General features: G+C 37.5%; 18 protein-coding genes. 6 read left to right on the top strand and 12 right to left on the bottom strand.

The features are described 5' to 3' along the window. Positions 1 to 33: 33 nt before the first annotated feature. Entirely contained in the window at positions 34 to 3384 is a 3351-nt protein-coding gene (gene mfd, locus D0T08_RS13280; protein WP_116983143.1) for a transcription-repair coupling factor, read from the bottom strand. Positions 3385 to 3580: 196 nt separating this feature from the next. Then, positions 3581 to 4462 carry a polyphosphate kinase 2 family protein gene (locus D0T08_RS13275; RefSeq protein WP_116983142.1) on the bottom strand — a complete coding sequence of 294 codons (882 nt, stop codon included), beginning with the start codon at positions 4460 to 4462 and terminating at the stop codon, positions 3581 to 3583. A gap of 178 nt (positions 4463 to 4640) precedes the next feature. On the opposite strand from D0T08_RS13275, the gene msrA reads away from it, so the two are divergent. Then, positions 4641 to 5291, top strand: coding sequence for a peptide-methionine (S)-S-oxide reductase MsrA (gene msrA / locus D0T08_RS13270; protein ID WP_116983141.1), 651 nt, complete (start codon positions 4641 to 4643; stop codon positions 5289 to 5291). A 66-nt stretch (positions 5292 to 5357) separates the two neighbouring features. Here msrA and D0T08_RS13265 read toward each other — a convergent pair whose 3' ends face one another. Continuing rightward, a complete protein-coding gene (locus D0T08_RS13265; RefSeq protein ID WP_116983140.1) occupies positions 5358 to 6134 on the bottom strand; it encodes a hypothetical protein in 777 nt (258 codons plus the stop codon). A gap of 85 nt (positions 6135 to 6219) precedes the next feature. Then, positions 6220 to 7077 carry a DUF4261 domain-containing protein gene (locus tag D0T08_RS13260; RefSeq protein ID WP_116983139.1) on the bottom strand — a complete coding sequence of 286 codons (858 nt, stop codon included), beginning with the start codon at positions 7075 to 7077 and terminating at the stop codon, positions 6220 to 6222. A gap of 400 nt (positions 7078 to 7477) precedes the next feature. Between D0T08_RS13260 and D0T08_RS13255 the strand changes: the two genes are divergently transcribed. Next, entirely contained in the window at positions 7478 to 8692 is a 1215-nt protein-coding gene (locus tag D0T08_RS13255; RefSeq protein ID WP_116983138.1) for a pyridoxal phosphate-dependent aminotransferase, read from the top strand. Positions 8693 to 8752: 60 nt separating this feature from the next. Here D0T08_RS13255 and D0T08_RS13250 read toward each other — a convergent pair whose 3' ends face one another. Together D0T08_RS13250 and D0T08_RS13245 are read right to left on the bottom strand one after the other, a co-directional pair. Then, positions 8753 to 9631: a DUF481 domain-containing protein gene (locus D0T08_RS13250; protein ID WP_116983137.1), complete on the bottom strand. Its 879-nt coding sequence runs from the start codon at positions 9629 to 9631 to the stop codon at positions 8753 to 8755. Between the two features lie 120 nt (positions 9632 to 9751). Beyond that, positions 9752 to 10612 (bottom strand): DUF481 domain-containing protein, encoded by an 861-nt coding sequence (locus D0T08_RS13245; RefSeq protein WP_116983136.1) that lies wholly within the window; start codon positions 10610 to 10612, stop codon positions 9752 to 9754. 182 nt (positions 10613 to 10794) lie between these two features. Here D0T08_RS13245 and D0T08_RS13240 point away from each other — a divergent pair, with 182 nt between their 5' ends. Beyond that, positions 10795 to 11205, top strand: a complete 411-nt coding sequence (locus D0T08_RS13240) for a small multi-drug export protein (RefSeq protein WP_229238959.1) — start codon at positions 10795 to 10797, stop codon at positions 11203 to 11205. Between the two features lie 71 nt (positions 11206 to 11276). Here D0T08_RS13240 and D0T08_RS13235 read toward each other — a convergent pair whose 3' ends face one another. From D0T08_RS13235 to D0T08_RS13225, 3 genes are all read right to left on the bottom strand, one after another. Next, the gene (locus D0T08_RS13235) at positions 11277 to 13655 is read right to left on the bottom strand and encodes a beta-galactosidase (RefSeq protein ID WP_116983134.1); all 2379 of its coding nucleotides are present in this window, start codon (positions 13653 to 13655) and stop codon (positions 11277 to 11279) included. A 4-nt stretch (positions 13656 to 13659) separates the two neighbouring features. Next, positions 13660 to 15573, bottom strand: coding sequence for a hypothetical protein (locus D0T08_RS13230; protein WP_116983133.1), 1914 nt, complete (start codon positions 15571 to 15573; stop codon positions 13660 to 13662). A 150-nt stretch (positions 15574 to 15723) separates the two neighbouring features. Further along, positions 15724 to 17202, bottom strand: coding sequence for an APC family permease (locus D0T08_RS13225; RefSeq protein ID WP_116983132.1), 1479 nt, complete (start codon positions 17200 to 17202; stop codon positions 15724 to 15726). A 507-nt stretch (positions 17203 to 17709) separates the two neighbouring features. Between D0T08_RS13225 and D0T08_RS13220 the strand changes: the two genes are divergently transcribed. Next, complete coding sequence (locus D0T08_RS13220) at positions 17710 to 18930, top strand: SGNH/GDSL hydrolase family protein (RefSeq protein WP_116983131.1); 1221 nt, start codon at positions 17710 to 17712, stop codon at positions 18928 to 18930. A 53-nt stretch (positions 18931 to 18983) separates the two neighbouring features. Here the strand turns inward: D0T08_RS13220 and D0T08_RS13215 are convergent, their stop codons facing one another. After that, positions 18984 to 20030, bottom strand: coding sequence for a type IX secretion system membrane protein PorP/SprF (locus tag D0T08_RS13215; RefSeq protein ID WP_116983130.1), 1047 nt, complete (start codon positions 20028 to 20030; stop codon positions 18984 to 18986). Between the two features lie 306 nt (positions 20031 to 20336). On the opposite strand from D0T08_RS13215, the gene D0T08_RS13210 reads away from it, so the two are divergent. Further along, positions 20337 to 23015, top strand: a complete 2679-nt coding sequence (locus D0T08_RS13210; protein ID WP_116983129.1) for a PKD domain-containing protein — start codon at positions 20337 to 20339, stop codon at positions 23013 to 23015. A 158-nt stretch (positions 23016 to 23173) separates the two neighbouring features. Then, complete coding sequence (ruvB, locus tag D0T08_RS13205) at positions 23174 to 24199, top strand: Holliday junction branch migration DNA helicase RuvB (RefSeq protein ID WP_116983128.1); 1026 nt, start codon at positions 23174 to 23176, stop codon at positions 24197 to 24199. Here ruvB and D0T08_RS13200 read toward each other — a convergent pair. Together D0T08_RS13200 and D0T08_RS13195 are read right to left on the bottom strand one after the other, a co-directional pair. Then, positions 24196 to 24546 (bottom strand): YraN family protein, encoded by a 351-nt coding sequence (locus tag D0T08_RS13200; RefSeq protein ID WP_116983127.1) that lies wholly within the window; start codon positions 24544 to 24546, stop codon positions 24196 to 24198. The two genes, ruvB and D0T08_RS13200, sit on opposite strands and share 4 nt — an antisense overlap. Positions 24547 to 24569: 23 nt before the next feature. Continuing rightward, entirely contained in the window at positions 24570 to 25229 is a 660-nt protein-coding gene (locus D0T08_RS13195) for a phosphatidylserine decarboxylase family protein (RefSeq protein WP_116983126.1), read from the bottom strand. Positions 25230 to 25366: the final 137 nt, after the last annotated feature.

Here is a 25366-nt window from a genome sequence, read left to right as displayed (position 1 = left end):
CTTAATGTCTTAAGAATCAATAATATAGAAAGGTTAGTCTTTCCCGACAAATCCACTCAATAATTTATCTAAATCGTCGATACTTTGCGTATTTTCAACAGTAAGAAGAAGCTTAGATTTAATTTCCTTTAGCGAACACCTTTTTGGATTATTTTTGATATAATCAAGAATTCTGCCAAACTTATCTGCCTGAAAATATTCGGTTTTCTCTGAAGAAACGAAGAAGCATTTTAGGATATTGTTTTTTAAAGTTAATTTTTCAAATCCTAATTGCTCTGCTTTCCATCTGATTCTCACCATTTTAACTAAATTTTCTACTTCCTGTGGCATCGGACCGAACCTGTCGATAATAGATTTCTGGAATTCCCGTAGTTCTCCTTCCTTATCAATATTATCTAATTGATTATATAACGAAAGCCTTTCAGAGATATTACTCACATAATTTTCTGGAATGATAATTTGTAAATCAGTCTCAATCTGGCAATCTGGTAAATGTAAACCAGCTGAAGAGCCGTTCATTTCTTTCATAAATAAGTCCTTAAACTCATTTTCTTTCAATTCCTGCACGGCTTCATCCAGAATCTTGTGGTAAGTCTCATAGCCTAAGTCATTTATAAACCCACTTTGTTCTGAGCCTAATAAATTTCCGGCCCCTCTGATATCCAGATCTCGCATAGAAACCTTGAAACCATCACCTAAATCTGAGAATTCTTCTAAGGTTTGTAGACGTTTACGTCCATCGCTTGATAAAACAGATATTGGTGGAGTTAATAAATAACAGAAAGCTTTACGATTCGAACGCCCTACCCTACCGCGCATCTGGTGCAAATCTGACATACCAAAGTTTTGTGCCTGATTTATAATAATGGTATTCGCATTCGGAATATCCAAACCAGATTCAATGATGTTCGTGGAAACCAATACGTCGTAGTCGCCCTCAATGAATTTCATCATGACTTTTTCCAAACGATCTCCCTCCATTTGTCCGTGCGCAATACCAATTTTCGCATCAGGCACTAACCGTAATATAATATTAGCGATTGATTCAATATCATTTACACGGTTATGCACAAAATATACCTGCCCGCCACGTTTCAATTCATAGCTGATAGCATCTCTGATAAACTCTTCTTTAAATACATGAACCTCTGTTGTAACGGGCTGGCGGTTTGGTGGAGGCGTAGAAATAACCGATAAGTCTCGTGCACCCATTAAAGAGAAATGTAAGGTTCTGGGAATTGGTGTAGCAGTAAGCGTCAGAACATCTACATTCAGTTTCATTTCTTTCAGACGATCTTTGGCTTTTACTCCAAATTTTTGCTCTTCATCAATAATAAGCAAGCCTAAATCTTTAAATTCTATATCTTTATTTAATATACGATGTGTACCTATCAGAATATCTATCTTGCCTTCTTTGAGCTTTTTAAGGGTTTCATTAATCTCTTTAGTACTTCTGAAACGGCTTATTTCGTCTACATTTACTGGCAACTTAGATAATCGTTCGGCAAAGGTTTTATGGTGCTGCATAGCCAGGATGGTAGTCGGTACTAAAACAGCTACCTGCTTGCTATCAGCCACAGCTTTGAATGCTGCACGGATAGCCACCTCTGTTTTACCAAAGCCAACATCGCCACAAACCAATCTGTCCATTGGATACGGTTTTTCCATATCTTCTTTTACATCGGCAGTGGCTTTTGCCTGGTCTGGGGTATCTTCATAAAAGAATGACGACTCCAATTCAGCTTGCATGAAACCATCTCTTGCAAAAGCAAAACCGGGAGCCATGCGGCGCTTGGCATAAAGGCCAATGAGTTCCTTGGCAATGTCTTTTACCTGTCGCTTGACTCTTGATTTTTTATTTTCCCATTCGGCAGAACCTAGCTTACTCATCACCGGAGGTGTACCCTCTTTGCCTGAGTATTTGGCAATCTTATGTAGGGAGTGAATGTTTACTAGCAGGATATCATTGTCTCTATAAATCAATCTCACGGCTTCTTGCTCTTTATCACCTACTACTATTTTTTCCAGCCCTGCGAAGCGGCCGATACCATAATCAATATGTGTCACAAAATCACCTGTTTGTAATGCCCTTAACTCTTTCATCGTTAAGGCCTTTGACTTGCTGAATTTGTCACGCACCTTGAAACGGTGGTAACGATCGAAGATTTGATGGTCAGTATAAAAGGCTACTTTAGTTTGCTCGTCTATGAAACCACCACGCAAAGACATCTGCAAGGAATTGAATTTAGTGAAGGGGTCAATCTCCTCAAAAATGGCATTGAGTCGACTCAGCTGTTTCAAAGATTCAGCCGAGATAATAGTAGTAAAATGTTTCGACTGATTTTCTTTGATATTATCAATCAGGCGCTTGAAGTCTTTATTAAATGAGGGTTGACTTTTACTCTGGAAAGTTAATTTTTCAGCATCTTTATAGTAGCTCTTTGTACCGAATTCTATGATTTTAAATTTTTTGAGTTCATTCTGAAAGCCTCGGCGGGTTTCAAACAAAGCCTCAGGATTTTCAATGACTTTTATACCTCCGCTTCTACCCACAATTTCCTGAAAATGTTGCTCTACCACTTTAAAACAATCGTCAATGGCATCAAAAGTATAACTTGCGTCTTTTATCCATATATTACTCGTATTGCGAATGAAATTGAAAAAAGTCTCTCTTGTTTCCTGGGTTAACTTGCTCTGAACATCGGGTATAATGTTGATTTGGTTAACCGCTTGCATCGATAATTGAGATTCAGGGTTAAATAAACGGATACTATCAATTTCATCGCCAAAAAGTTCGATACGATAAGGATATTCAGAGGCGTAAGAGAAAATATCAACTATACCCCCACGGATAGAGAACTGCCCCGGCTCATAAACAAAGTCCGCTTTTTCGAAATCATACCCAATGAGCAACTCTGAAATAAAATTGATGTCGAAGTTCTCGCCGACTTTCACTTGCAGGGTATTCGCAATGAGTGATTTCTTATTGATTACTTTTTCTGATAGTGCCTCAGGGTAAGTCACAATCATGAGGTTGGCCTTGTCATTATTCAATTGATTAAGGATTTCGGCTCTTTGAAGTACATTTGCATTATCAATTTCCTCATATTGATAAGGTTTTTTATAAGACATCGGAAAAAGGAATACATTTTCTTCACCGAGCAGATTTTGCAAGTCGTTATAAAAATAGGCCGCGTCTTCCTTGTCGTTGAGTATAAAAAGATTGTGTTGAGGATTAACCTGATAATTGACGCTGGCGAAAATGGCGTCTAAACTTCCGGCAAAACCTTTCAGTTGTATGGCAGAACTCGTCTTTACGCTTTCAATAGCCGTACGAATAAAAGCGTCTTCACTATAGATTTTTAATAAGTCTTTTACTTCCACCTTTCAGAGTTTTATAAATAAGAAAGGGACGCAAAAGGTTTTCCTGCGTCCTGAATATTATTACAAATTTAAAAAATAAACCTAAAACTGTCTTTCAGAGGTATTAATACTTTGTTAATTTACACTAAAAAGTCGATTTTAGGGTCTAATTATATCGTATTTTGTTAAATATTAGATTTTATAGCGCATGTTTAAATTATTGCGATTCGATGATTTGAATCAGGCTTTTTAACTCTTTATGGCGCTCTGCATCCGATTCAGGATAACTCATATTTAACTTTTTCAGTTCATTCACTATAGTCTTGGCCACTATCAGGCGCATATTTTTCTTATCATCTGCCGGGATAATATGCCAGGGACACTTATGAGTCGAGGTCTCATTAATCAGATCTTCGTATGCCTGTTGGTAATCGTTCCAGAAGCCTCTCTCCTTTACATCCTGCTCATCGAACTTCCAGTTTTTGGTTGGATCCTGTATTCGCTCTATTAATCTTTCGGCTTGCTCCTCTTTTGAAACGTTGAGAAAAAACTTTACAACCCTGATTCCGTTGCGATGAAGATACGTCTCTAAGTTAGTTATATCTTCATAACGATTTTTCCAGAGCTTCTCCATATCGTCAGTCAATTCTAACGGCAGCCGTTGACTATTTGTTACAATTTCGGGGTGAACTTTTACTACCAAAACCTCTTCATAATAGGAACGATTGAAAACGGTGATGCTTCCCCTATGAGGCAATTGCAAGACCGTGCGCCATAAGAAATCATGCTCCAACTCTAAATCAGATGGGCGCTTGAAAGAGTACACATTCAACCCCTGGGGATTCACGCCTGAGAAAACTGCTTTCAAAGTTCCGTCTTTTCCGGCCGCATCCATTGCCTGAAATATGACCAAAAGACCATAGCGATTATGAGCATACATCATACTTTGCAACTCATCCATCTGCTTATTCAGGTCGGCTAAAGCAGTTTCATAATCTTCTTTATCTTCATAAAAATCTTTAATTTTCGTTTTAGTATCACTAATCGAAAACTTTCCTTTTCCATCAAATACAAAATCATCAACGTCAATTTTTTTCATGGGTGTCAAAATAATTAGGCATAGATAGCATTAAAAAACTTCTGCTAAATATAGGCGATTGTTTTTAATAAGAAATTTATAAATTGCGTAATTGAGTAAAAGATACGATAAGCAAACTCAAATCGTTAATAATTCGTTTATTCAATAAAACGTTCAATCAAGAAATTTTGTTAAACTAATGAAGATACAATCAATCATTTTATTGGGGGCCGCCATTGGTGTCATTGCCCTATCAGGTTACAAATTCAACAAAAAAGAAACGATAATGAATCAAGAAACAGGACAAGATAAAGCTGTTGCCACTTTCGGTGCCGGATGCTTCTGGTGTGTAGAAGCGGTATTTCAAAGATTAGAAGGAGTTACTAAAGTGGAGTCGGGATACATGGGTGGCGCAAGTAAAAACCCAACTTATAAAGAAGTATGTTCAGGTTTGACTGGACACGTCGAGGTTACCGAGATTACTTATAATCCTCAGAAAATATCTTTTGAAGAACTACTGGAAGTTTTCTGGAAAACCCACGACCCTACTACTTTGAACCGTCAGGGAAATGATGTTGGTACGCAATACCGTTCAGTAGTTTTCTATCATGACGACAAACAAAAAGCATTGGCAGAGAAATATAAAGCCGAGTTAAATACAGCAGGTATTTTCAATTCCCCTATCGTAACGGCCATTGAACCTGCTCAGACTTTCTACAAAGCTGAAAACTATCACCAGGATTACTATAACCTGAACGGTACCCAACCTTATTGCCAATTGGTAGTAAGACCTAAAGTAGAAAAATTTGAGAAGGTGTTTAAGGATAAATTGGCTAAGAAGAATCAGTAGTTTTGGCTGATATGCAAAAACTCTTCCTGTCGTTGGGTGGGAAGAGTTTTTTTGTTTAGAATGCTTTTACTCTTTTATATCAACCAATGTAAACCCATTGTCATCGAAAGAATTAAAAACACCATTTTTAATTCCTTTCAAAAATGATGGATATTCACCATAACGTTTAACTTTATTGTTAAGTTTGTCATAAAGGAATAAGCCATATGTGTGTTTAAATAATGAATGAAAATAGATATTTTTTGTATTACTAACTATAGCAGAAGCTCCATCAAACTCAGTCGGGGTCTCAAATATTTCTATTTGCATAGTGTCAATATTTAATTCTACTAAATGAAATTTCATATTTGAGTAAATATAAAGTAGCACTCTATTGGTGCCATGTTTACACATACAATAACACTCTGTTATTTTTCCATATATGGCACTCGAATTAAATCCAAATAGTTGTTGACCATTAAAATCAAAGACTGCTACACCTGCCCCACTTGCTCCTTTACCTGCTAATACCCATCTATCAAAATAGCTAATAATGATTTTATCTTGTTGGATTAAGACATCTTTTATACCATTATCTAAATTAAACGAAGATATAAGTTGACTATTGAAATTAAAAATAGATGCATTATTGAATCCATTTGTTTGGCTATGGGTTAATAGAAAAAAATCATTATTAAGTTTACGAATAATGGAATATTTTACGTCTCCATCTATCTTTATTGTATATTCGTTAGTTAATATGGTATTTTGATTTGTAATGACAATGTAATTGCCGAATTGGTCGGTATCCAAATTAACGATTTTTTCCGTTCCACTATTTATATAGAATTTTTGTTCAGTCATTATTTTCAGGTCATTGGGGATTAATAAAATCCTGCCGGATTTTGGTGAACTGGATGCGACCGTCGCGCGGTTCGTCCCACAAGATTCAGTTCGGAATCACATTCACTACCAACCTCTTAGGCTCAGCCATTGATTCTTTATATCGGGTTTTCCAGATCGGATTTTTGCCAATGCCTTGAATAGTTGTGTCGTTTCTGATTAAATCACCAGTTTCAAAAACATAATAAGCTATATTGGTTAGCACACCTGCTATCTCGCCCGGGTCGTATTTTCTGGTAAATCTGCATTCGAAGTCGGCTATGCCAAAGGCATGCAGGCCGAATGTATCCATCAAGACTTCTCCATCCCCTATATTAAACAAGCGAATGTTCATTGCACCATGTAAGAAATCCCCTTGTTCTTTATCACAGGCTTCAAGAAAATCATCGGGCTTTATAAACTTTTCACTATTTCTGAAATAAATTACTGAAGGCTTAGTAACCGTTACTACTGCACATAAAAACTTCTGAAAGAACTCTAATCTTGCCTGATGAGCCAGATTTTTTGACATACGGTCTGTCAGGTTGATTTCAAAATTACATTTTTCCATCACGCCTTTTATCTCAGACCAATGCCATGACTGCGGAAAAGCTTTTGTAAATCTATCCAGATTAACTTCAGCATCAGGACTTAAAATCGCTCCTTGCGCAGGAACAGAGCTATCGGTAATGCTGACTATATATTCCGGAAAGAAAAAGGCTAACGAGTCTTCACTTTCCGGAGAATCAACATTTTTAAATCTCAATTTTAACTCCGAAATAATGTCATCTTTATTTATTTCCGGTTTGTTGTCATAAAACAGATTCACAAATTGAAGAGTAGGTTCATTTGGAACAAGTTCTTGTGCTGCTACTTGAGGCGGTACTTCTGATGGTTTCCTTTTGAAGATGTCAAATAATCCCATGTGATGGAATAGACGTTTAAATGGTAAACCTTATTTAATCACTATTATTTTCGGCGGGCAAGATATTAAATTTAACTGATGACAGAAATAATATTTTTGAATGAAACATCTAAAACAAATTCAATCAAAAACCTAAAATTTCTTTTAAATAAAATATAAAAGTATTAAAAGTATAGATAAATATTTTTTAAAATACTATGTATTAATTTGCCTTAAATTCATTTACAATAGACAGTGCAAAGAATATTAATTTCGAAAAGAGTAGAAAAAAATGGTATTTTTCTTAGAAAGGAACTAATTTTGCACCCGAATTTTAGTGATAAGTACTTAGCTATCAATAGACAGGCTAAGAATTATAGCTAAAAGGTAAACAATTTTATACTTTTCATTTCAAAAAATCATGTCTGCATTAGTTGAAACAGCGAACCTACTCGCTGACAGAATCAACGCGTTGGAAGAATCAGCCACGCTTGGTATGTCGAAAAAATCGCGCGAATTAGCCGCGCAGGGGCATAAAGTCATTAATTTATCTGTCGGAGAGCCAGATTTCAAAACTCCAAAGCATATTTGTGATGCTGCCAAGGCAGCCATCGACAACGGTTTCCACCACTACACACCAGTAGCAGGTATTCCAGAACTCCGCAAGGCAATCGCAGACAAGCTCAAGCGTGAAAATAATCTGGATTGGAAACCTGAAAACATCGTTGTTTCTACAGGAGCAAAACATTCATTAGCAAACGTAATACAATGTCTAGTAAATCCGGGTGATGAGGTTGTTATTCTTGCACCTTACTGGGTAAGCTATTCTGAAATGGTAAAGTTGGCAGATGGTAAATCTGTAATTGTTGAGGGTTCTTTTGAAAACGATTTCAAAGTAACACCTGAGCAATTAGAAGCAGCTATCACTGACCGCACGAAAGTAGTGATGTACGCATCGCCAAACAACCCTACCGGCTCTGTTTATAGCGAAGCTGAACTAAGAGCACTAGCGGAAGTAATTAAATACCACGAGAACGTTTTTATATTAGCGGATGAAATCTACGAATACATCAACTTTACGCAAGAAGGTCATTTCAGCATTGGCTCAATTCCTGAAATCAAAGACAGAGTAATTACTGTCAATGGTTTTGCAAAAGGATTTGCCATGACCGGCTGGCGTTTAGGGTTTATTGCAGCCGCTAAATGGATAGCTGATGGCGTTGAGAAACTACAAGGTCAGGTAACATCTGGTACAAGCTCTATTTCGCAACGTGGAGCGGTTGTAGCATGGGAAGATATGTCCGCACCGGAAATGATGAAACTGGCTTATTTACGTCGCAGAGATTTAGTAATTAACCTATTGAGAGATATTCCTGGTGTGAAAGTAAATGTTCCTGATGGCGCATTCTACGCTTTCCCTGATATCAGTTTCTATTTCGGAAAATCAGATGGTAATGTAATTATCAAAGATGCAGACCAACTATGTATGTGGTTATTAGAAACTGCACATGTAGCCATGGTTGGTGGTGGTTCTTTCGGAGCACCTAACTGTTTGAGAATTTCAACAGCGGCTTCTGATGAAGCATTAATTGAAGCAATGAACAGAGTAAAAGCAGCATTAGCTACTTTGAATTAATATTTAGAAGTATCTGAAAAAAGCACCTGATTATCAGGTGCTTTTTTCTTTTATTTTACATTAAAAAGTAATATACTTTTTAAAAGTATCAGTGAAATCAAAAATAAATTTATTTTCAAATTCAACGCCGAATGTCAAACGGAAATCGTTGTTCTTCCTCCCTTCTACTACTACGCTTTCATAAGAATTTTCGATAGTACTTCTGATACCTGTTCGTTTGGTTATCTGATAGCGAAAGGTCAGGTTGCCATTCCACCGAAGGTTCTTCTGTGTAAAACCAGGTTGGAAAAGTAACATGTGCGAGATAAATAACTTTCCTCCGTCCACAGTATATTCCCCTTGAATGCGGGTAGAATTACGCCAGAGATCTTTATCAGGAAATTCATTATTCACTATAAAATCTGTCCATTCATAAAGAACTACATTCGTAACCGACAGATAGGCATTCTTCTTTTGAATCAGTTTTAAACCTAAGCCTGCTGCCCAGATAAAACGGTTATGAATTAGCCGCAGATTGCTTTTTTCATAGGAAGTGAAACCAAGACTATAAAGTGTTTTCTCGGGTAGAATTGTCCCTCGGGCATCGATAAAAAACTCCCTTTCACTCAAGAGCTTATTTTGCTGGCCATAAGTAAATGATTGACTACTCGACAAATTCAATATTTTGCTTATATTCCAATCAAGACCCGATGCCAGTTGAATCAAAGCGCGATCTACATTACCAGAAGTATAAGTACCATCAGCCGATAAGCGTGATTTGAATTTGACTATCGTGCTATCCTGAGGCTTACCTTTGTTTTCTTGTTTTGCATTTGTACTGTCCGGAGGGGTCTGAATCGGGGGAAGATTTTGAGGCCTCAGCGTATCTGATTTAGGCGTCTGGGCTTTGACGGCTACGCTAAATAGTGGAAAAATGAAGATGATGAAATGAGGTTTCATGGCGCTTGTTTATTTTTAGTCACAAATTGTAATACTATTGCTAAACAAGCGCCAGAATAAAGTGTTTATAGATTTGTGGTATCTTATAAAATTCTAATAATAAACAGGGATTGGAAGTGATTATTTTCTGAACTCAAATACCACACCGAATGTCCAGCGAAAATCGTTGTTTTTGCGGCCGCTCACCACTACACTTTCATACGAGTTTTCCATCGTGCTTCTGATACCCGTGCGCTTGGTAATCTGATAACGTATACTCAGATTTCCATTCCAGCGGAAGTTTTTCTCAGTAATAGCCGGTTGTAAAAACAAGATATGCGAGATATAAATTTTGCCCTCATTTAATGTATACTCACCAAAGAATCGGGTAGAGTTACGCCATAAATTTTTATCTGCAATATCTTTATTATTAATGAAATCAGTCCATTCATATAAAAGTACATTGGTAACAGACAAATAGTACACTCCCTTATCTATCAGTTTGAAGCCTAACCCCCCTGCCGCTATTAAACGATTGCCTATTTTACGGAGGTTACTTCTTTCAAAAGAACCAAAACCTAAATAATAAAGGTGATTTTCAGGAAGTACGGTCGTTCGGAAGTCAGCGAAAATCTCTCGCTCGTTTAATTGTTTATTCTGTTGACCATAGATAAAAGACGGGCTACTCGAAAACTTCAGAACCTTGCTTAAATTCCAGTCGATACCTGACGCTAGCTGCATAAAGGCGCGGTTGATATTCCCAGAAGTGTAGGTACCATCGGCAGACAACCGGAATTTAAATTTAGCAGGTGTATCATCCTGTAGCTCATCTTCTTTTTTTTCTTCTTCCTCGCCCTCTTCCTCTTCTTCAGTAGTTGTGCTGTCGGGGGGAACTACTACCGTGGGGAGATTCGTTGGTCTAAGAGTATCAGGGTCGGTAGTCTGGGCTTTTAGGGTTACGCTAAATAAAGAAAAAATTAAGATTAGTAGTTTTATTTTCATTGGTGTTTGGTTATTTATAAATTTCGTAAAATTTGCAATATCTTTTCTATTTTGCTAAACAAGCACAGAATTTAAGTGTTAATGTGCATATAGAATCCATACAAAACATTGATAAGGGATTATCAGGAAACTCAGGATAGACAATGGAGGTGGCTAAGTATCTTTCAGTAATTTTTGCAAGCATGATAAAATTTTTCGGCGGGCCCCTAACAGGCTTAGCGCTGAAAATTACATGGATTGAAACTGCCATTTGCTCGGTAGTAGGCATGATGATAACCGTGGCATTGGTTACTTTTTTCGGAAATTATATACAAAGTTTTTTTACTAGACTTTTCCAAAGAGGTGAGCCTAAGAAAAAGAAAAAATTTACCCGTTCGAACAGACTAGCAGTAAGGGTACGAAGAAAGTTTGGGTTAATAGGTATTTCGTTTCTGACACCCATACTCTTTAGCCCAATTGGTGGTGCAATTCTGGCTTTGGCATTCAGATACCATAAAAGAGATATTCTGTTGAATATGCTCTTAAGTGCATGTGTATGGGGAGTAATACAGAGCTTGTTTCTTTATTATGCAAAAGACTTATTTTCTAAATAATATATCTATGTAAACAAAATGAGCGGATACTTATCTATCCGCTCATTTTGTTTTATTGAAAGCAATTCAATTTAAATCTTAACCACCCTGATTCGTTTCAGAGGTGTGCCTGCTTTATTGATTTCAAGAATATAGCTTCCGGCTATAATATCAATGATTCCTAAGTCGATATAAGCTACATTGTTTACCAATTTAATACTTTCTTTATTGATTGCTATACGCTTACCTGCCGTGGTATAAAGCACAAAATCAAGGGCACTATAATCTTCTTCTAAAGGCAATTTAACATTGCAGATATTCTCAAAAGGATTTGGATACACTACCCAGTCAGTAATAATATTCTGCGACGAATCAGTTGAGTATTTCACATTAAAGGTAACAGTCTTGAAAGTAATCAATGTATCCTTTTGGTAAGCATTGGCTTTTAATGTATAACTACCCACAGGAAACTCTAAGCCTCTACCCTCGCCAAATAGATTGTAAGGCGGTCGCTCAGAGATATTTTTGAATTTATAGGGGCCTGTTAACTCAAAATGGAACTTCACGGAGTCTAAATTGCATCGGGCCAATACATTCAGTTTTTTAGGTAAATCTTCTAAATACAAGTTTCTGTTATTTTGAAGAAGTCCCCAACCCTCTATCGGAACATCGAAATAATCTGCTTTAATCAATTCAAAATCAATGGCCGGAGGAATACTTTCAATATACATCACAGACTCAAGGCTTGCGCCTTTATTATCATAAATTTTCAGTTTGATTCTGGTTTTGCCAAGAGAGGGAGCTTTACCATAAAAACTAAACTCGAATTTATTGAAATTAACCCATCTAGGCGCTTCAGTTATTTCGATATAGGCAATGTATCCATCAGGATCGATATACAAATTTTCAGGTATTCTGAAAACAAAAGGCTGATTGACAACAATTTGTTGGGTAAAGTCTTTAAAATTTTCAATCGGAACTTCATTAGGTCCCTCCTGCACAGGGGGCTTTGGAGGATCGGGAGGCGTTACAGGTCCGGGTCCGGGGCCTGGGTCAGGATCTGGGCCAGGGTCTGGAATATCAGGTAACGGATTGTCAATTACCTGTTTTTCATGAACCAGATCTTCATCATAAATAATCTTGATTTTCTTCTTCCCATTATTAGACCTTATCCGCCAATCTTCTACCACTGCCTCACGATTATCTATAAGCTGCGAAAGTCGGTATTTCATAGAGTCGGCAAATACGATCGGAGGGCTTGGCTTGTCTTTCCAGTAAACTCCCTCTTGTACAGCGGGTAGTATTTTCTCAACGTCTTTACCATTATCATAATCAACATACAGCATCACAACCTCGCACCCATATTCAATGGCTCTGTCTACATAGTTTCGCAGCGACTCTGGCGTAGGTTGATCAAAGTGTGCGATTTCTGTATAAAATTTCTGCCCTGATCTTAAATTACTTATCACTAAATCTCCCTGAATCCCATCGCCCTGAAAAGCATCAACCGAAGTTTTAAGAATATCTGCTTTTTCAGTCAGACTTTTAAAAGCAAATGTACCCCTCAATAATGATAGATTGTCGGCTATCCCTCCAAACTCACAAGCCACTTTGTAGGTAGGGTCAACCGATTTCACGGCATCCGACATCTGGTCTATATGGCTTTTGAGCAATTGATGCCGGAAAAGATACCAGTCTTTTCCTCTTAAACCTCTGAAAGAGTCTTTGGTATTAAACCAGTTTACATAGGGTTCTACTTCCAGAAATTGTTTATAATTAGTACCCCAATAGCTGTTTAGGGTACGGATAGTCTGATACTTAGTTTTAGCCCAGTCTTTCCATTTAATCATCGACCACTTAGAATGGTCAAAAACGGCAAAGTAAGAGGGATTCGGATATTGTTGGTTCTCATAGGCATACCCTAGCTCCTGCTGTGGCGTATTTACAACTGAGATAAAAAGTATTTGTCCGCGTGATTGTAAATCTTTGTAGCGTTGGCAAACCTCCTTTACAAAGCCTGCCGCCTTTTGGATAGACGGTTGATGTGCAAAACTAAAATGGTTATTGTCGTAATAATAAGTCAGGGGTTTTCCTTTAAAGTCAGATACCGCCTCTTCTGCGGCCCAGAAACCGGGTGTAAAGGCAATATGCCTGCCTAGGTGGATTCTTATAATCAGTTTTACGCGAAGCGTATTTACTACATAATTTATCTGATTATCTATCTGTGCCCAGTCACCTTTAGAATCAGCTTTTGGATAGATTCTATCCCACATCACCGTTAACGCTACGGCATTGCACCCGGCACTGACCATTTTATTCATGGCACTTATACCATGATTCATTCCCGGCTCAAGATTCAGAACCCCATGAACAATGTATCTATTAGGCGGATTCTGTGCGACCGAAGAAACCGATAGGTTGAAAAAAAAGAAAGTAATTAAGTAAAAGTAATGTGAAAGTCTGATGTTCATAAATTTATTTCATATCGTAAAACACTTGTTCTAACACAAATTCGTCATTAAACCCGGCACGCCCTCTAACAACTTCTTGAATGTTGATAGATTTAATAGCCTTGTTTTCAGTGGAAGTAGATTCAAAGAATTGCTTCACATCCTGCACATTATCAATTCTGGAATTAACAATCAGCCCCTTTTCTAATAAGACAGACATACTGTTATAAGACGCCTTTTTTCCATCTTTCGTTGTAATTGTCAGTATGAAATGAGAGGGTTGAAAAAACAAATTTAATAATTTACCAAACCAAGTAGGAGTAGTTTTTATTTTTAATAGCAATATCCTATTAACCGAAGTATCTACCGGAATGTTATAATCCTGCCCAAAACGAAGCTTTATATTTTCAGTTTTTAATGGAATTAGAGTTTTGACTACTGGTTGTTTTTCCAGAAGTAACCGTTTATCCCACGCCATCACAGGTTTATAACGCTGTAAAAGCGCCAGAAGCGTTTGGGTTTCATCGCCCCAGGCATATTTATTATCTGTGCTCTCAACACCGTATACAACAAAATCAGGAGCAGTGGCAGACAAATACTTTTCGCGGTTTTTATCATCTAGAAACTGATTATAAGCCTGATAAGACTGAAGTGTCGGGCGAGGGTTATAATTCAATCTGTTAAAATAAATTTCTGAAATTTCGTTCGGAACAATATCGACGCTTTTGTGGCCTATTCTGGCAAGTACATCAGTCGGATAAGTTCTTTGAGGTTTATAATCGGGCTGATTGAGGATTCCTTTAAAGTATTCCGGAAAAATATAAGCCTTAGTCCGCAGATTATCAGGTATCGAAAAAGTAACCTTACCAAAAATAGGTTGATAGAAAACTAAGTATGAAATAATGTTGATGGCAATCAATAGCCATCCAGCAATGCGGAGTAATGAATTAGTAGCAAAAAATGGCAGTAAGAGCAAAGGCAAATTAGCCAATTTAACAAAGGCCGTAATATGTCCGTCATCAGCCCGAACGAATGCATATTTAACCAAAATAAAAGTAATAACAACACTACAACCCCAGATAAAAAGGTTATCGACCAAAGGAAGACTTAGTTTCTTTTGCTGTAAGAGATTTCGTACAGCATAAAAGACACCCAAAGCAATTAATATACCCCAAATTAGAAATGCTACAACTACCAGGCGTAATCGACTATCTGGAAATAAAGACTGTGCCGCATTATACCCGCTAATCACTTTTATGCTTGAATAAAAGTAAGAGAGTAAATCGGTTTTGAGTAATAAGGCTAATAGCCATGTAACCAAGGCGCTACTGATCATATACAGGATAAATTCTGTTGATGTAAGGCGCTTGGTAAAAAATGAATAGATGGTTAACACCATTACAAACCCTAAGCTGATAATACCATAATTGGCTTTAACGAAAAATGTAATAATTCCGATCAGAATAGCATAGGAGAGAAGCCAATGATTTTTTATCTGCAAAAAACGAACCCCCAGAAATATAGAAGAATAAAACAATAGAAAATGTACCCACTCGCCATACATCGATGAAACAAAAAAGAATACCATAAAGTGAGCTAATAATTGGTATACCTTAAGCGCTTTAGGTAACAATAAGAAAAGTAAAATGCCAAGATTAATGAAAAAGAAAAGATCGAATAAGAAAAGCTGAAAGGGTGTGGTGGTAATAGCAAACCTTTGAGTTAATGAGCCTAAAGGGCCATAGGTATAAATAACATCCTGCCCGAATATCAAACTTTTGGCTTTGGCTAATTCAAGGGCTATCCTCCATGAATTATCAATACCGCCCTCCGGATTTTCGTAAATACGATAATAGGGGAATACTAAAATAATCAGAAATAAGATATAGAAAAACTTCAACCAGAAACTGCGTATTTCCCACTTAAAAAATTTTGCCATTATAATTTAAAGCATCAAACTAGTTGAAAGAATAATTATCTATTCAAGACATAGGTAGAGAAAATCTTATATTACAAAGGTAGATACACAAGTCTAAAAAAAAAAGGCTTTCGACTAGGGTCGAAAGCCTCTCAATAGATTTATGCCTAATTACATATCATTCAACTTGCTTTTATTTCGGCTATAGATGAAATAAACGATGAAGCCTACTAACATCCAACCGATAGCAAATTGTTGTGCTTTGCTATCTAAAAGAGCCATCAAAGCAAAGTTGGTAACGATACCTAATGGCCCGATAATGTATACCATTGGTGTTTTGAATGGTCTTTCACGGTTTGGCTCTCTGTAACGTAAAATCAATACAGCTAAACAAACCATAGCAAAGGCAAACAAAGTACCAAAGCTGGTCATATCACTTAAAATACCAATAGGAGTGAAAGACGCAACTAAAGAAACCACTAAACCTACCAGAATAGTGCTTTTCCATGGTGTTTGCCATGTTTGATGTACTTCTTTAAAGAAATTAGGTAGCAAACCATCTTTCGCCATTCCCAAGAATACACGGGTTTGTCCTAACATCATCACCAACATTACGGAAATCAAACCTGCAGTTGCAGCAGCAGTAATAATAAATACTGCCCAAGGCTGACCAACTTTATCAAATGCCATAGCAACAGGGGCTTTCAGAGCATCGCCCGTAATATCTTTATAATTCATCATACCTGTTAGTACTAACGATACAAGAATATATAAAACAGTACAGATCAAAAGAGAAGCAATAATAGCAAACGGTATATCTTTTTTAGGATTAACAGCCTCTCCTGCTGAGGTAGATACTACGTCAAAACCAATATAAGCGAAGAAAATAGCCGCTGCACCACTAAAAATACCTTTCCAGCCGTAGGCCTCTTTCGCGATACCATCTTCATGAGTAACCATAGTAGGTTCAGGAATAAACGGTTCCCAGTTTCCGTAGTTGATAAAGAAAGCACCGGCTATAATCACAAAAATAACGGCGCCAACTTTTAGGATTACAATCAGGTTGTTGGTATTAGCCGCCTCTTTAATACCTTTTACCAGAATCCAGGTTACTAACCATGTAATAAGAAACGCCGGTAAATTCAGTGCAAAAGAAGGAGCATCAAGGCCATTAGCCTGTGCATAAGTTGCAGCCGACCAAGGGTCGTTGCGTAAATAGAAAGGAATATCTACACCAAATAAATGGACTAATTTATTGAAGTAACCAGACCAGCTCACGGCAACAGTCATGGCACCCATAGCATATTCGAGAATCAAACCCCAACCGATAATCCATGCGAAAAGCTCACCAATCGTACCATAGGCATAAGCATAAGCCGAGCCCTCAACCGGAAGCATAGAGGCAAATTCAGAATAGCAAAGGGCAGCAAATACGCAGCCAATACCTGCTATAATAAATGAAAGTGCCAATGCCGGACCGGCATGGTAGTGTGCAGCAGTACCAGTTAATACAAATATACCTCCTCCGATAATACCCCCAATCCCGATAGCGGTAAGACTCCACTTACCCATTATCCTTTTGAGTTGGTTATTCTTAATATCTGCTTCGTAAGCAGACATTGGCTTCTTACGCCAAATACTGTTTTCCATACGTCTTTTAGAGTTGTTTTTGGTTTGTTTTCGAATTATATTGCAATATACTGCAAAAAAGACTTGATTTACCAAACCATTTAATCAAAAAACGAAATATTCTTTCATTTTTTGGCTTTTTACTTCAAAAATCTAGTACGTATATTGACTTATGTGAAATATTATTTAGCGGATTGCTTTATAATCCTGTTTCAAGTCCAAATTGAAAGTCAAATAGTTAAGCATTATTATTCTATACCCACTAAGAATTAAAATCTCTATATTCAGAAAACCAACCTCCTTTAAATAAAATTTATGCTATTTTAATAAGCCACTCACCTACTATATTGTTGGGATTGACTTAATATTGTAGCCGATTAATACCAGGGTTGGAAAGGATGAAGATCGCACTGCTGCCTTTTATAGAACAGCTAATATTAAAAGTTTTGAGTATAGGTAGTATATTGCGCATAAATAGCAAAACGCAAGTCCACTTTACTTATAAAACAACGAAACTACTAAAGATACATGACCAAAAAGCAAATATCCTGGATAGGGTTCTTAGTCGGAATTTTACTGTTCTGTATTAGTTTATTCAGGGAAACATTATTTATTAATTCATACTTCGGAGTTTATATATTAATCTTTCTAAAATCAGCTTCTATTCTGGTGTTGGGTTATTTCTTTGCCCGAATTATCAATATTAATCCTATCAAATTTTTAATAATAGGTGTTTGCTTTGAAGTATTCATACGATTATTTATGCCTCAGGCCTATCCATTAAATCAGAGAGTAGAAAAAATATACAAATACCCTGCTTTACGTAATACTTTACAGCCCATAACCAATTATGTCCAGAATATTGCCCGTAATATAGGATCAGATATGGGCTCGGTTCAATACCTTGAAACGGGTAGCAGATATGACTCGGAGCTCTTTTATACTTTTGAGCCGAGTAAATTCATATTTAAACATATTGATTTTACAAATGAATATAGTATAAACTCTAAAGGAGCGAGAGACGATGAGCAATCTTTGCAGAATCCGGAAATAGTTTTTATTGGTGATTCCTTTACAACAGGTCTTGGTGTAAATCAGGATGAATCCTTTTCAAGCAGGGTAGAAAAAGCCTTACAGAAAAACTCACTCAACTTAGGTGTACCATCTTACGGAACAGCGAGGGAGTCATTATTATTGAAAAGATTCAATTTAGATTCCTGTAAATATATAGTATTGCAATATTGTAATAACGATGATAATGAAAACCGGGCTTTTGTAGATAACAATTTCAAGCTGACTAAAAGAGGTGAGGAAGATTATAAACAAGCACAGATTTATAACCAGCTGGTTTTGCATTATTATCCGTTTAGATACACTTATTCGCTATTTGCCAAAAAAATATTGTACTCAATAGCTGACCTGATGGCTAAAAAGGAGGCTAATAAAGCTCAAACTATAAAACCAGTAAATAATCCTGTAGTTGACTTTTTTAAAATTTTGCAAAAAATACAAGGCGAATACCCCGACAAGAAAATTATCGTTTTTGAACTGGGATTATTTAACACCTCCGGGGATTTTTATCAGAAATTAAAAAAGTTAATTGATGATAATCAGTTAAAGAATGTTGAGCTCGTGGATACATCAACATTTATCAATTGTGAAGATTGTTACTACGGTCTTGATTTTCATATTACCCCAAAAGGGCATCAGATGCTGGCAGATACTTTGGTGAGCCGACTTAAAAAATAAAAGCCTGACAAATTATTTATCAGGCTGTCTTCTATATTTCTATAATTATAGTATCAGAATTTAGGACAAGATAATTCTTTCTTGTTTCTTCTGTTTCTTGATCGTTTGGTTTCAATAGGCTCAAATTGATACGCTATCGAAATTTCATGTGAACCACCGGTTGAAACCCCCAGGCTGGAAACAGTAACATCATAACTATAACCAATCGAGAAATTGTCCTGACGTACCCCAACCAGAAAAATCAAGGCATCATGATTTGTGCGGGTAATATCTTTCTTCTTAATTGGGATACCTCTATACCACAATCCTAAGGTAAGAGGAGAGTAGGTCGCATAAAAGCCTAAATCCAACTGGTCGAATTTTCCTTGTCTTTTATATAGAAAGGCAGGTGATACCGAAAATTCTCTATCAACATTAGCCGCATTCGAATAAGGATTTGCTAATGGTATTTTCAAGCCACCACTTACACTTAATTTCATAGGTAAATAAGAGGGTATACCGCCCGTTGAAGTAAGAAAAGTATATCCCGGTTGATTAATATGGTGTGCTGCCACACCTAACCATGATCTGCTATTGTAAAACAACGCGCCTCCGCTAAAATCTATATACTGGATTGGCTGAATATTGTTTTTATCGGCAAAGGGATCATTAGATGGGTTACCAGTATATCCCGAATTGGTATATTGATCGCCAAAAGTAAGACCTAAATAATTAAGGCTCTTATTGGCATAAGTTCCCTGCACACCCAGGCGCAGAAAGTTTTCTTCATTGATTCTCAGCTGATACGAATAAATAGCGCTAAAATCGGTACTTTTTATTCTGCCGGGGCCTTGAGAGTCATTCGTAATCAAAACGCCTATTCCGCTATTGAGTTTTTCGATATAATGATCTACAGAAAACGATGCAGTAACAAAGTTAGCATTAATAGAAGGCCACTGGTTGCGATAGTTTGCAATCAATCGGGGCGCGTAGGCTCCACCTGCAAAGGCAGGGTTCTGGTAAAGGGGGGCCGCATAAAACTGCGAAAACTGGGGATCTTGTGCCAGGCTACTAAAGCAAACAGTACACAAAAGGACAATTCGTAAATAAAGTTTTTCCATTGCCTATTTTTATAGGAGATAATGATGTTTTTCTATAGCAAATTTCATTCCAAAGCACATTTTAATTTTTTGCGAAAAGGTTTTTATACGAATATACTATTATTTATAACATTTGTCTAGGAATTAACGTCATATATATAGTTTTTGGTGTGAATACACCCAAAAATGTAAAGGGTTTATTCAACATGAAATGTTTAAGCGGGCATTTCAAATAATTCTGTTCTGTATCTCGTTAAAATTTCAGAAGCAAAATCATGAAATTTGATTTATTTTTAATAAGTTAGTATTTATAATATTTAACGAACTATGTGGGGTGGTATTGGTACTAATCTAAGGATTTTTTTTATTGCGGCCACATTCTCCTTTACTTCTTATTCTTCCTTTTGTCAGGAGTTTTTTATAGGTGGTAAAAAATGTATTAGCGTCCCTGCTACCGGTGGCGGCGGTACTGGTGGTGGACAAGCGCAGAGTGCAGATTGTAATGAGCCGACTGTTTTTTTTGATACAAACAAAGATGCAACCGCCTGGATATGGGATTTCGGCGACGGTAGTGCTACTGCTACTACGCGTAATCCGCAACATACTTATGCCGCAATCGGTGATTATACCGTTACATTAACCCGCACAGTAAATAATGTTGTGCAGGCTCCGGTTACTCAAACAGTAACTATCAGTCAGCCACCTACTCAGCCCATGTTCTTCAAGAAAATCAGTGCTGATACTACAGTGTGTGATGGCAAGACTGTTACATTAGACCCTTATAAAGGTACGTCTGCGCCTGCGGGTGTAACCTATCTCTGGTTTCCGAAAGGACAAACAACACCAACGATAGATGTTGATTCTGCCGGTTGTTATTCAGTAGAAGTTTTTGACCCATCGGGTCAATGCTCACGAATTGCAAAAATCAATGTGAAATTCTGTCTGCAGCAGACAAATAACGGCGGTGGCGAAAAATGGTATTTCGGTAAAGGTGCCACACTCGAATTTGGAATAAACCCATCATCGGTACTTCCACCAGATACATTAGCAAATTCAGGAGACCTGTTTGGAGACCCTGAAGAAGATGAAGACCCTGTTTTTATCCCGGTAGATCCAAGCTCAGGCAACTCGCTTGATGCACCAGAAGGCACTGCTATGGTATATGGCCCTAAAGGTACTTTGCTTTTTTATACCGATGGTGTAACAATCTATGGCAATGATGATAAACCACTGGCGTTTATCCCAGCTACACCAAACGATCTGGGTGGTACAAATACTTCAACTCAATCTTCGCTCATTATCCCTAAAAGTTCCTGTAACGAATGTCCTCATCATTTATACTATGTATATACCTTAAATAAGACTACGGGTATGTTATCTTATAGCGTAGTTGATTTGAGGAGAGAGAATGGTAAAGGGGCGGTTGTAGAAAGGAATATCCCAGTAAGTTTTACTACCAGCCAGCAGATTGCCACTAAGAAAACTCCCGATGAAACAGGTTTCTACATTTATTCACATGATAGTAAAACCAATGAATTCAAGATTCTGAAAGTTGACTCTACAGGCACGACAGAAAAGATACAAGCCCTAGGTATGGTTCCATCAGATACTACAGGTTATATGCGTATATCTCCCGGTGGTGATAAGCTGGCAATGGCTATAGTAAAGAATGGGAAAAACTATGTTGAGGTATATGATATAGCTGAAGAAACCGGAGAGTTGTCACTGAGTTTGACTATTGACTTAAAAACTGATGCACCTCCCATGGTTTATGGTCTGGAGTTCTCGCGGGATGGGAGTTTACTATACACAACACTGAGAGGCAATCCGGCCAGCAATGTAAAATCATATTTATATCAGCTGAATCTGAATTTGAAAGATGCAGATGCTATAAATACTGCGAAAATTAAAATAGATGAATCGACAACTTATGCTTTCGGTGCCTTGCAAATGGGACCAACCAATGCCGGAGGTGGTGGAGCTATATACATGGCTATAGATGGTAGTGATTTACTTCCATATATCTCCCAACCTGAAGTACCGGGTGGAGCAAGTCTGGTTGGGTACGTACCTATTAATAATGGCTTTGGCGCACAAGTAAAAGGAACCAGCCATTTCGGATTTCCAAACGTAGTGCACGCCAAACAAAAACAGGATGGAGAACAGCCAAGCGCAACCTTTGAAGGGACGTGTGAAGGACTACCTACCATATTTAAAACACAGGGAATATGTAGCCCAATGAAAAACCAGGTGGCCTGGGATTTTGGTGATGGAACCACCGGAAGCGGTACAGAGGTCTCGCATACTTATGAAAAAGAGGGTAGATATATTATTAAAATGATAATAGATGTCTTTTCAGAAACCTTTATCAGCAAAAATGTTAATATCCCTATTGTAAATAATCTTTTAGGGAATGCCCTCAAAGAAAAATGTAATACATTTACGGTAATAGATACCGTTTATATTAAACCTACTCCGGTTATTAATCTTCCTGACTCGGCCTTTGTATGTGTGCTTAAAGGTGGTACACTAGTGTTAGATCCTAAAGCACAAAGAACCTATGACCCTCAGTATCTTTGGAAACCAACCTCTGAAACCACACCAACGATTACTATCAGTGCTCTGGCAACGTATAGTGTTGAGGTGAATAATAAATTTGTCTCAAGAAGTGGTAATGTTTTCTGTCCGGCGAAAGATGAAGTATTAGTAAAAGAGGGGTGTGAGCCACAAGTGTTTGTGCCGGAGATTTTTACACCAAATGGCGATGGAATTAATGATAGGTTCGAATTGCCTAATGAATTTATCACAGACTTCGACCTGAAGATTTTTAACCGTTGGGGTGAAATAATTTTTGAGTCTTTTGAGCCTGATACACTCTGGGATGGGACCTACAAAGGCAAAATGATGGCACCCATGCTATATGCCTTTACAGTAAGCTATAAGAGCAAGTATTTCCCTTACCGACCGAAAATAACCAAGACAGGCGGCATCCTACTGGTGAAATAAGATTTCCTTAAAATACATCGGGTATTATATCTTTAAAAAGGTAATTAGCAGATTTAGCTAATTACCTTTTTAAATGATAGTTTAATAGGTTTTTTTATAGAAACCACCGAAAACATTGTATATTTGATAAATAAACAGAGAGGTTTCTCATAGATTTCATGCGACAAGACTATATAAAAGGAGATAAGGAAACGCTTTCGCCTGTAGAAAAAGAAATAGAAAAAGCCCTGCGACCTCTTTCTTTCGACGACTTTACAGGACAGGATAAAATTCTTGAAAATTTGAAAATCTTTGTTTTAGCTGCTAAACAAAGAAAAGAAGCTCTCGACCATGTATTATTGCATGGCCCTCCGGGTTTAGGAAAAACTACGCTCTCTTTGATTATTTCCAACGAGCTAGGTACAAGCATCAAAATAACTTCCGGCCCGGTTTTAGATAAACCCAGCGATCTGGCAGGTTTGCTTACTAATCTTGAGCCATTCGATGTGCTGTTCATTGATGAAATCCATCGGCTGAATCCGATCGTAGAAGAGTATCTCTACTCGGCTATGGAAGATTATAAGATAGATATTATGCTCGATTCGGGCCCGAATGCTCGCAGTGTACAGATTAGCCTGAATCCATTTACCCTGATTGGTGCTACAACCCGTGCAGGTCTGCTAACATCTCCACTTCGAGCTAGATTTGGTATTAATTCTCGTCTGGAGTATTATGATGCCGAATTACTTTCTAAAATCGTCAAGCGTTCATCATATATCCTCAATACACCTATCACTGATGATGGGGCATTTGAAATAGCGCGTCGTAGCCGGGGTACACCTCGTATTGCTAACAATCTGCTTAGACGTACCCGTGATTTTGCGCAAGTAAAGGGGAATGGAAAGATTACTATAGAAATTGCAGAAATGGCTTTAACTGCCTTAGATGTTGACCATGATGGGCTAGATGATATGGACAATCGTATCTTGCAAACCATTATTGAGAAGTTTAAAGGCGGGCCTGTCGGTTTATCAACTATTGCTACGGCAGTAGGAGAGGAAGCTGAAACTATTGAAGAAGTTTACGAACCATTCCTGATTCAGGAAGGCTATCTGAAACGTACATCACGCGGGCGAGAGGCAACAGAGAAAGCTTACAGGCATCTGAATATTCTGCCTAAATATAAAATGGGCGAATTGTTTTAAAAGAAAACATCTTCAAAGTGCCGGATTTCGAAGTTTTTTCCGACAATGATTGCTATAATATCAAAACGTATTTTGCCGCGCCAGTCTTTCTGATACACGTAATTCTCTGCGGTTTTCATGATAAGGCTGGCTTTGGCTTTTGAGATAGTTTGCTCCGGGAAGCCGTAGATCACTTCGGTTCGGGCTCTTACTTCTACAAAAATCAGCCAATTATCTTTCTTTGCAATAATATCTATTTCTCCTTTGCCAAATACGTAGTTTCTGGTGAGTATAGTATATCCTTTCTTAATCAGAAAGTCAGCGGCTATTTCTTCTGCTTTATTTCCGGTCTCATTATGTTGTGCCATCGGTCAGCAGTTTTTTGATATAATTAAGCCAACTCAGCAATCACAGTCTCTCCACCCACAGGTCTATCATCAATATTAACCAATATTTTAGCATCAAGTGGTAAGAAAATATCAATTCTTGACCCAAATTTGATAAAACCAAATTCAGTACCCTGTTCTACTTTTTGTCCCTCTTTTACATACCAACATAAACGACGAGCCAAAGCTCCGGCTATCTGACGGAAAAGGACCTCTGTTCCATTGTCATGCTTCACAACAATAGTGGTACGCTCATTATCTGTACTTGATTTTGGGTGCCAGGCTACCAGATATTTTCCAGCATGATATTTGAAGTAAGAAACAACACCCGAAATAGGATTGAAATTGATATGTACATTAATAGGCGACATGAAAATAGATACTTGCCTACGCGGGCCTTTGAAATATTCGGTCTCTACTACTTCTTCAATTACTACGACTTTGCCATCGGCAGGAGCAATTACATGTTTATTATGGATGGTTGTTCTGCGTGTAGGCTTGCGGAAAAACTGGAGAATAATAATAAGGAAAACAATACTTGCGCCAATAAGTATAGCATGTACAAGTGAATTGTCTGGTACGAAATATCTTATTAATCCGTTTAGGACTACTAATCCGATAATTGTTAGAGAAATGGTTCCTGTACCCTCCTTATGTAGTGTCATTGTCAGTCTGCTGGTTTTTTAGAAGCACAAATATAATCAACGCAAAGATTTTGCGTTATCTTCACGGCTCAAATATTTATCATGATGTGTGAATAACCTGTGGATAAGTGGGTGTTTCACGTGGAAAACTTTCTAAT

Source organism: Emticicia sp. C21, from assembly GCF_003418935.1.
In the GTDB taxonomy this organism is placed as follows: Bacteria; Bacteroidota; Bacteroidia; order Cytophagales; family Spirosomataceae; genus Emticicia.
This window is presented reverse-complemented; position numbering and strand designations above follow the sequence as displayed.

What these genes read in the sequence shown, in the direction of transcription:
- D0T08_RS13240 (WP_229238959.1), top strand. Translation starts at nt 10,795, where the DNA reads ATGATAAAATTTTTCGGCGGGCCCCTAACAGGCTTAGCGCTGAAAATT.
- D0T08_RS13265 (WP_116983140.1), bottom strand. Translation starts at nt 6,134, where the DNA reads ATGACTGAACAAAAATTCTATATAAATAGTGGAACGGAAAAAATCGTT.
- D0T08_RS13275 (WP_116983142.1), bottom strand. Translation starts at nt 4,462, where the DNA reads ATGAAAAAAATTGACGTTGATGATTTTGTATTTGATGGAAAAGGAAAG.
- D0T08_RS13260 (WP_116983139.1), bottom strand. Translation starts at nt 7,077, where the DNA reads ATGGGATTATTTGACATCTTCAAAAGGAAACCATCAGAAGTACCGCCT.
- D0T08_RS13230 (WP_116983133.1), bottom strand. Translation starts at nt 15,573, where the DNA reads ATGGCAAAATTTTTTAAGTGGGAAATACGCAGTTTCTGGTTGAAGTTT.
- D0T08_RS13220 (WP_116983131.1), top strand. Translation starts at nt 17,710, where the DNA reads ATGACCAAAAAGCAAATATCCTGGATAGGGTTCTTAGTCGGAATTTTA.
- D0T08_RS13210 (WP_116983129.1), top strand. Translation starts at nt 20,337, where the DNA reads ATGTGGGGTGGTATTGGTACTAATCTAAGGATTTTTTTTATTGCGGCC.
- D0T08_RS13245 (WP_116983136.1), bottom strand. Translation starts at nt 10,612, where the DNA reads ATGAAAATAAAACTACTAATCTTAATTTTTTCTTTATTTAGCGTAACC.
- D0T08_RS13225 (WP_116983132.1), bottom strand. Translation starts at nt 17,202, where the DNA reads ATGGAAAACAGTATTTGGCGTAAGAAGCCAATGTCTGCTTACGAAGCA.
- D0T08_RS13235 (WP_116983134.1), bottom strand. Translation starts at nt 13,655, where the DNA reads ATGAACATCAGACTTTCACATTACTTTTACTTAATTACTTTCTTTTTT.
- D0T08_RS13215 (WP_116983130.1), bottom strand. Translation starts at nt 20,030, where the DNA reads ATGGAAAAACTTTATTTACGAATTGTCCTTTTGTGTACTGTTTGCTTT.
- D0T08_RS13255 (WP_116983138.1), top strand. Translation starts at nt 7,478, where the DNA reads ATGTCTGCATTAGTTGAAACAGCGAACCTACTCGCTGACAGAATCAAC.
- msrA (WP_116983141.1), top strand. Translation starts at nt 4,641, where the DNA reads ATGAAGATACAATCAATCATTTTATTGGGGGCCGCCATTGGTGTCATT.
- ruvB (WP_116983128.1), top strand. Translation starts at nt 23,174, where the DNA reads ATGCGACAAGACTATATAAAAGGAGATAAGGAAACGCTTTCGCCTGTA.
- D0T08_RS13200 (WP_116983127.1), bottom strand. Translation starts at nt 24,546, where the DNA reads ATGGCACAACATAATGAGACCGGAAATAAAGCAGAAGAAATAGCCGCT.
- D0T08_RS13250 (WP_116983137.1), bottom strand. Translation starts at nt 9,631, where the DNA reads ATGAAACCTCATTTCATCATCTTCATTTTTCCACTATTTAGCGTAGCC.
- D0T08_RS13195 (WP_116983126.1), bottom strand. Translation starts at nt 25,229, where the DNA reads ATGACACTACATAAGGAGGGTACAGGAACCATTTCTCTAACAATTATC.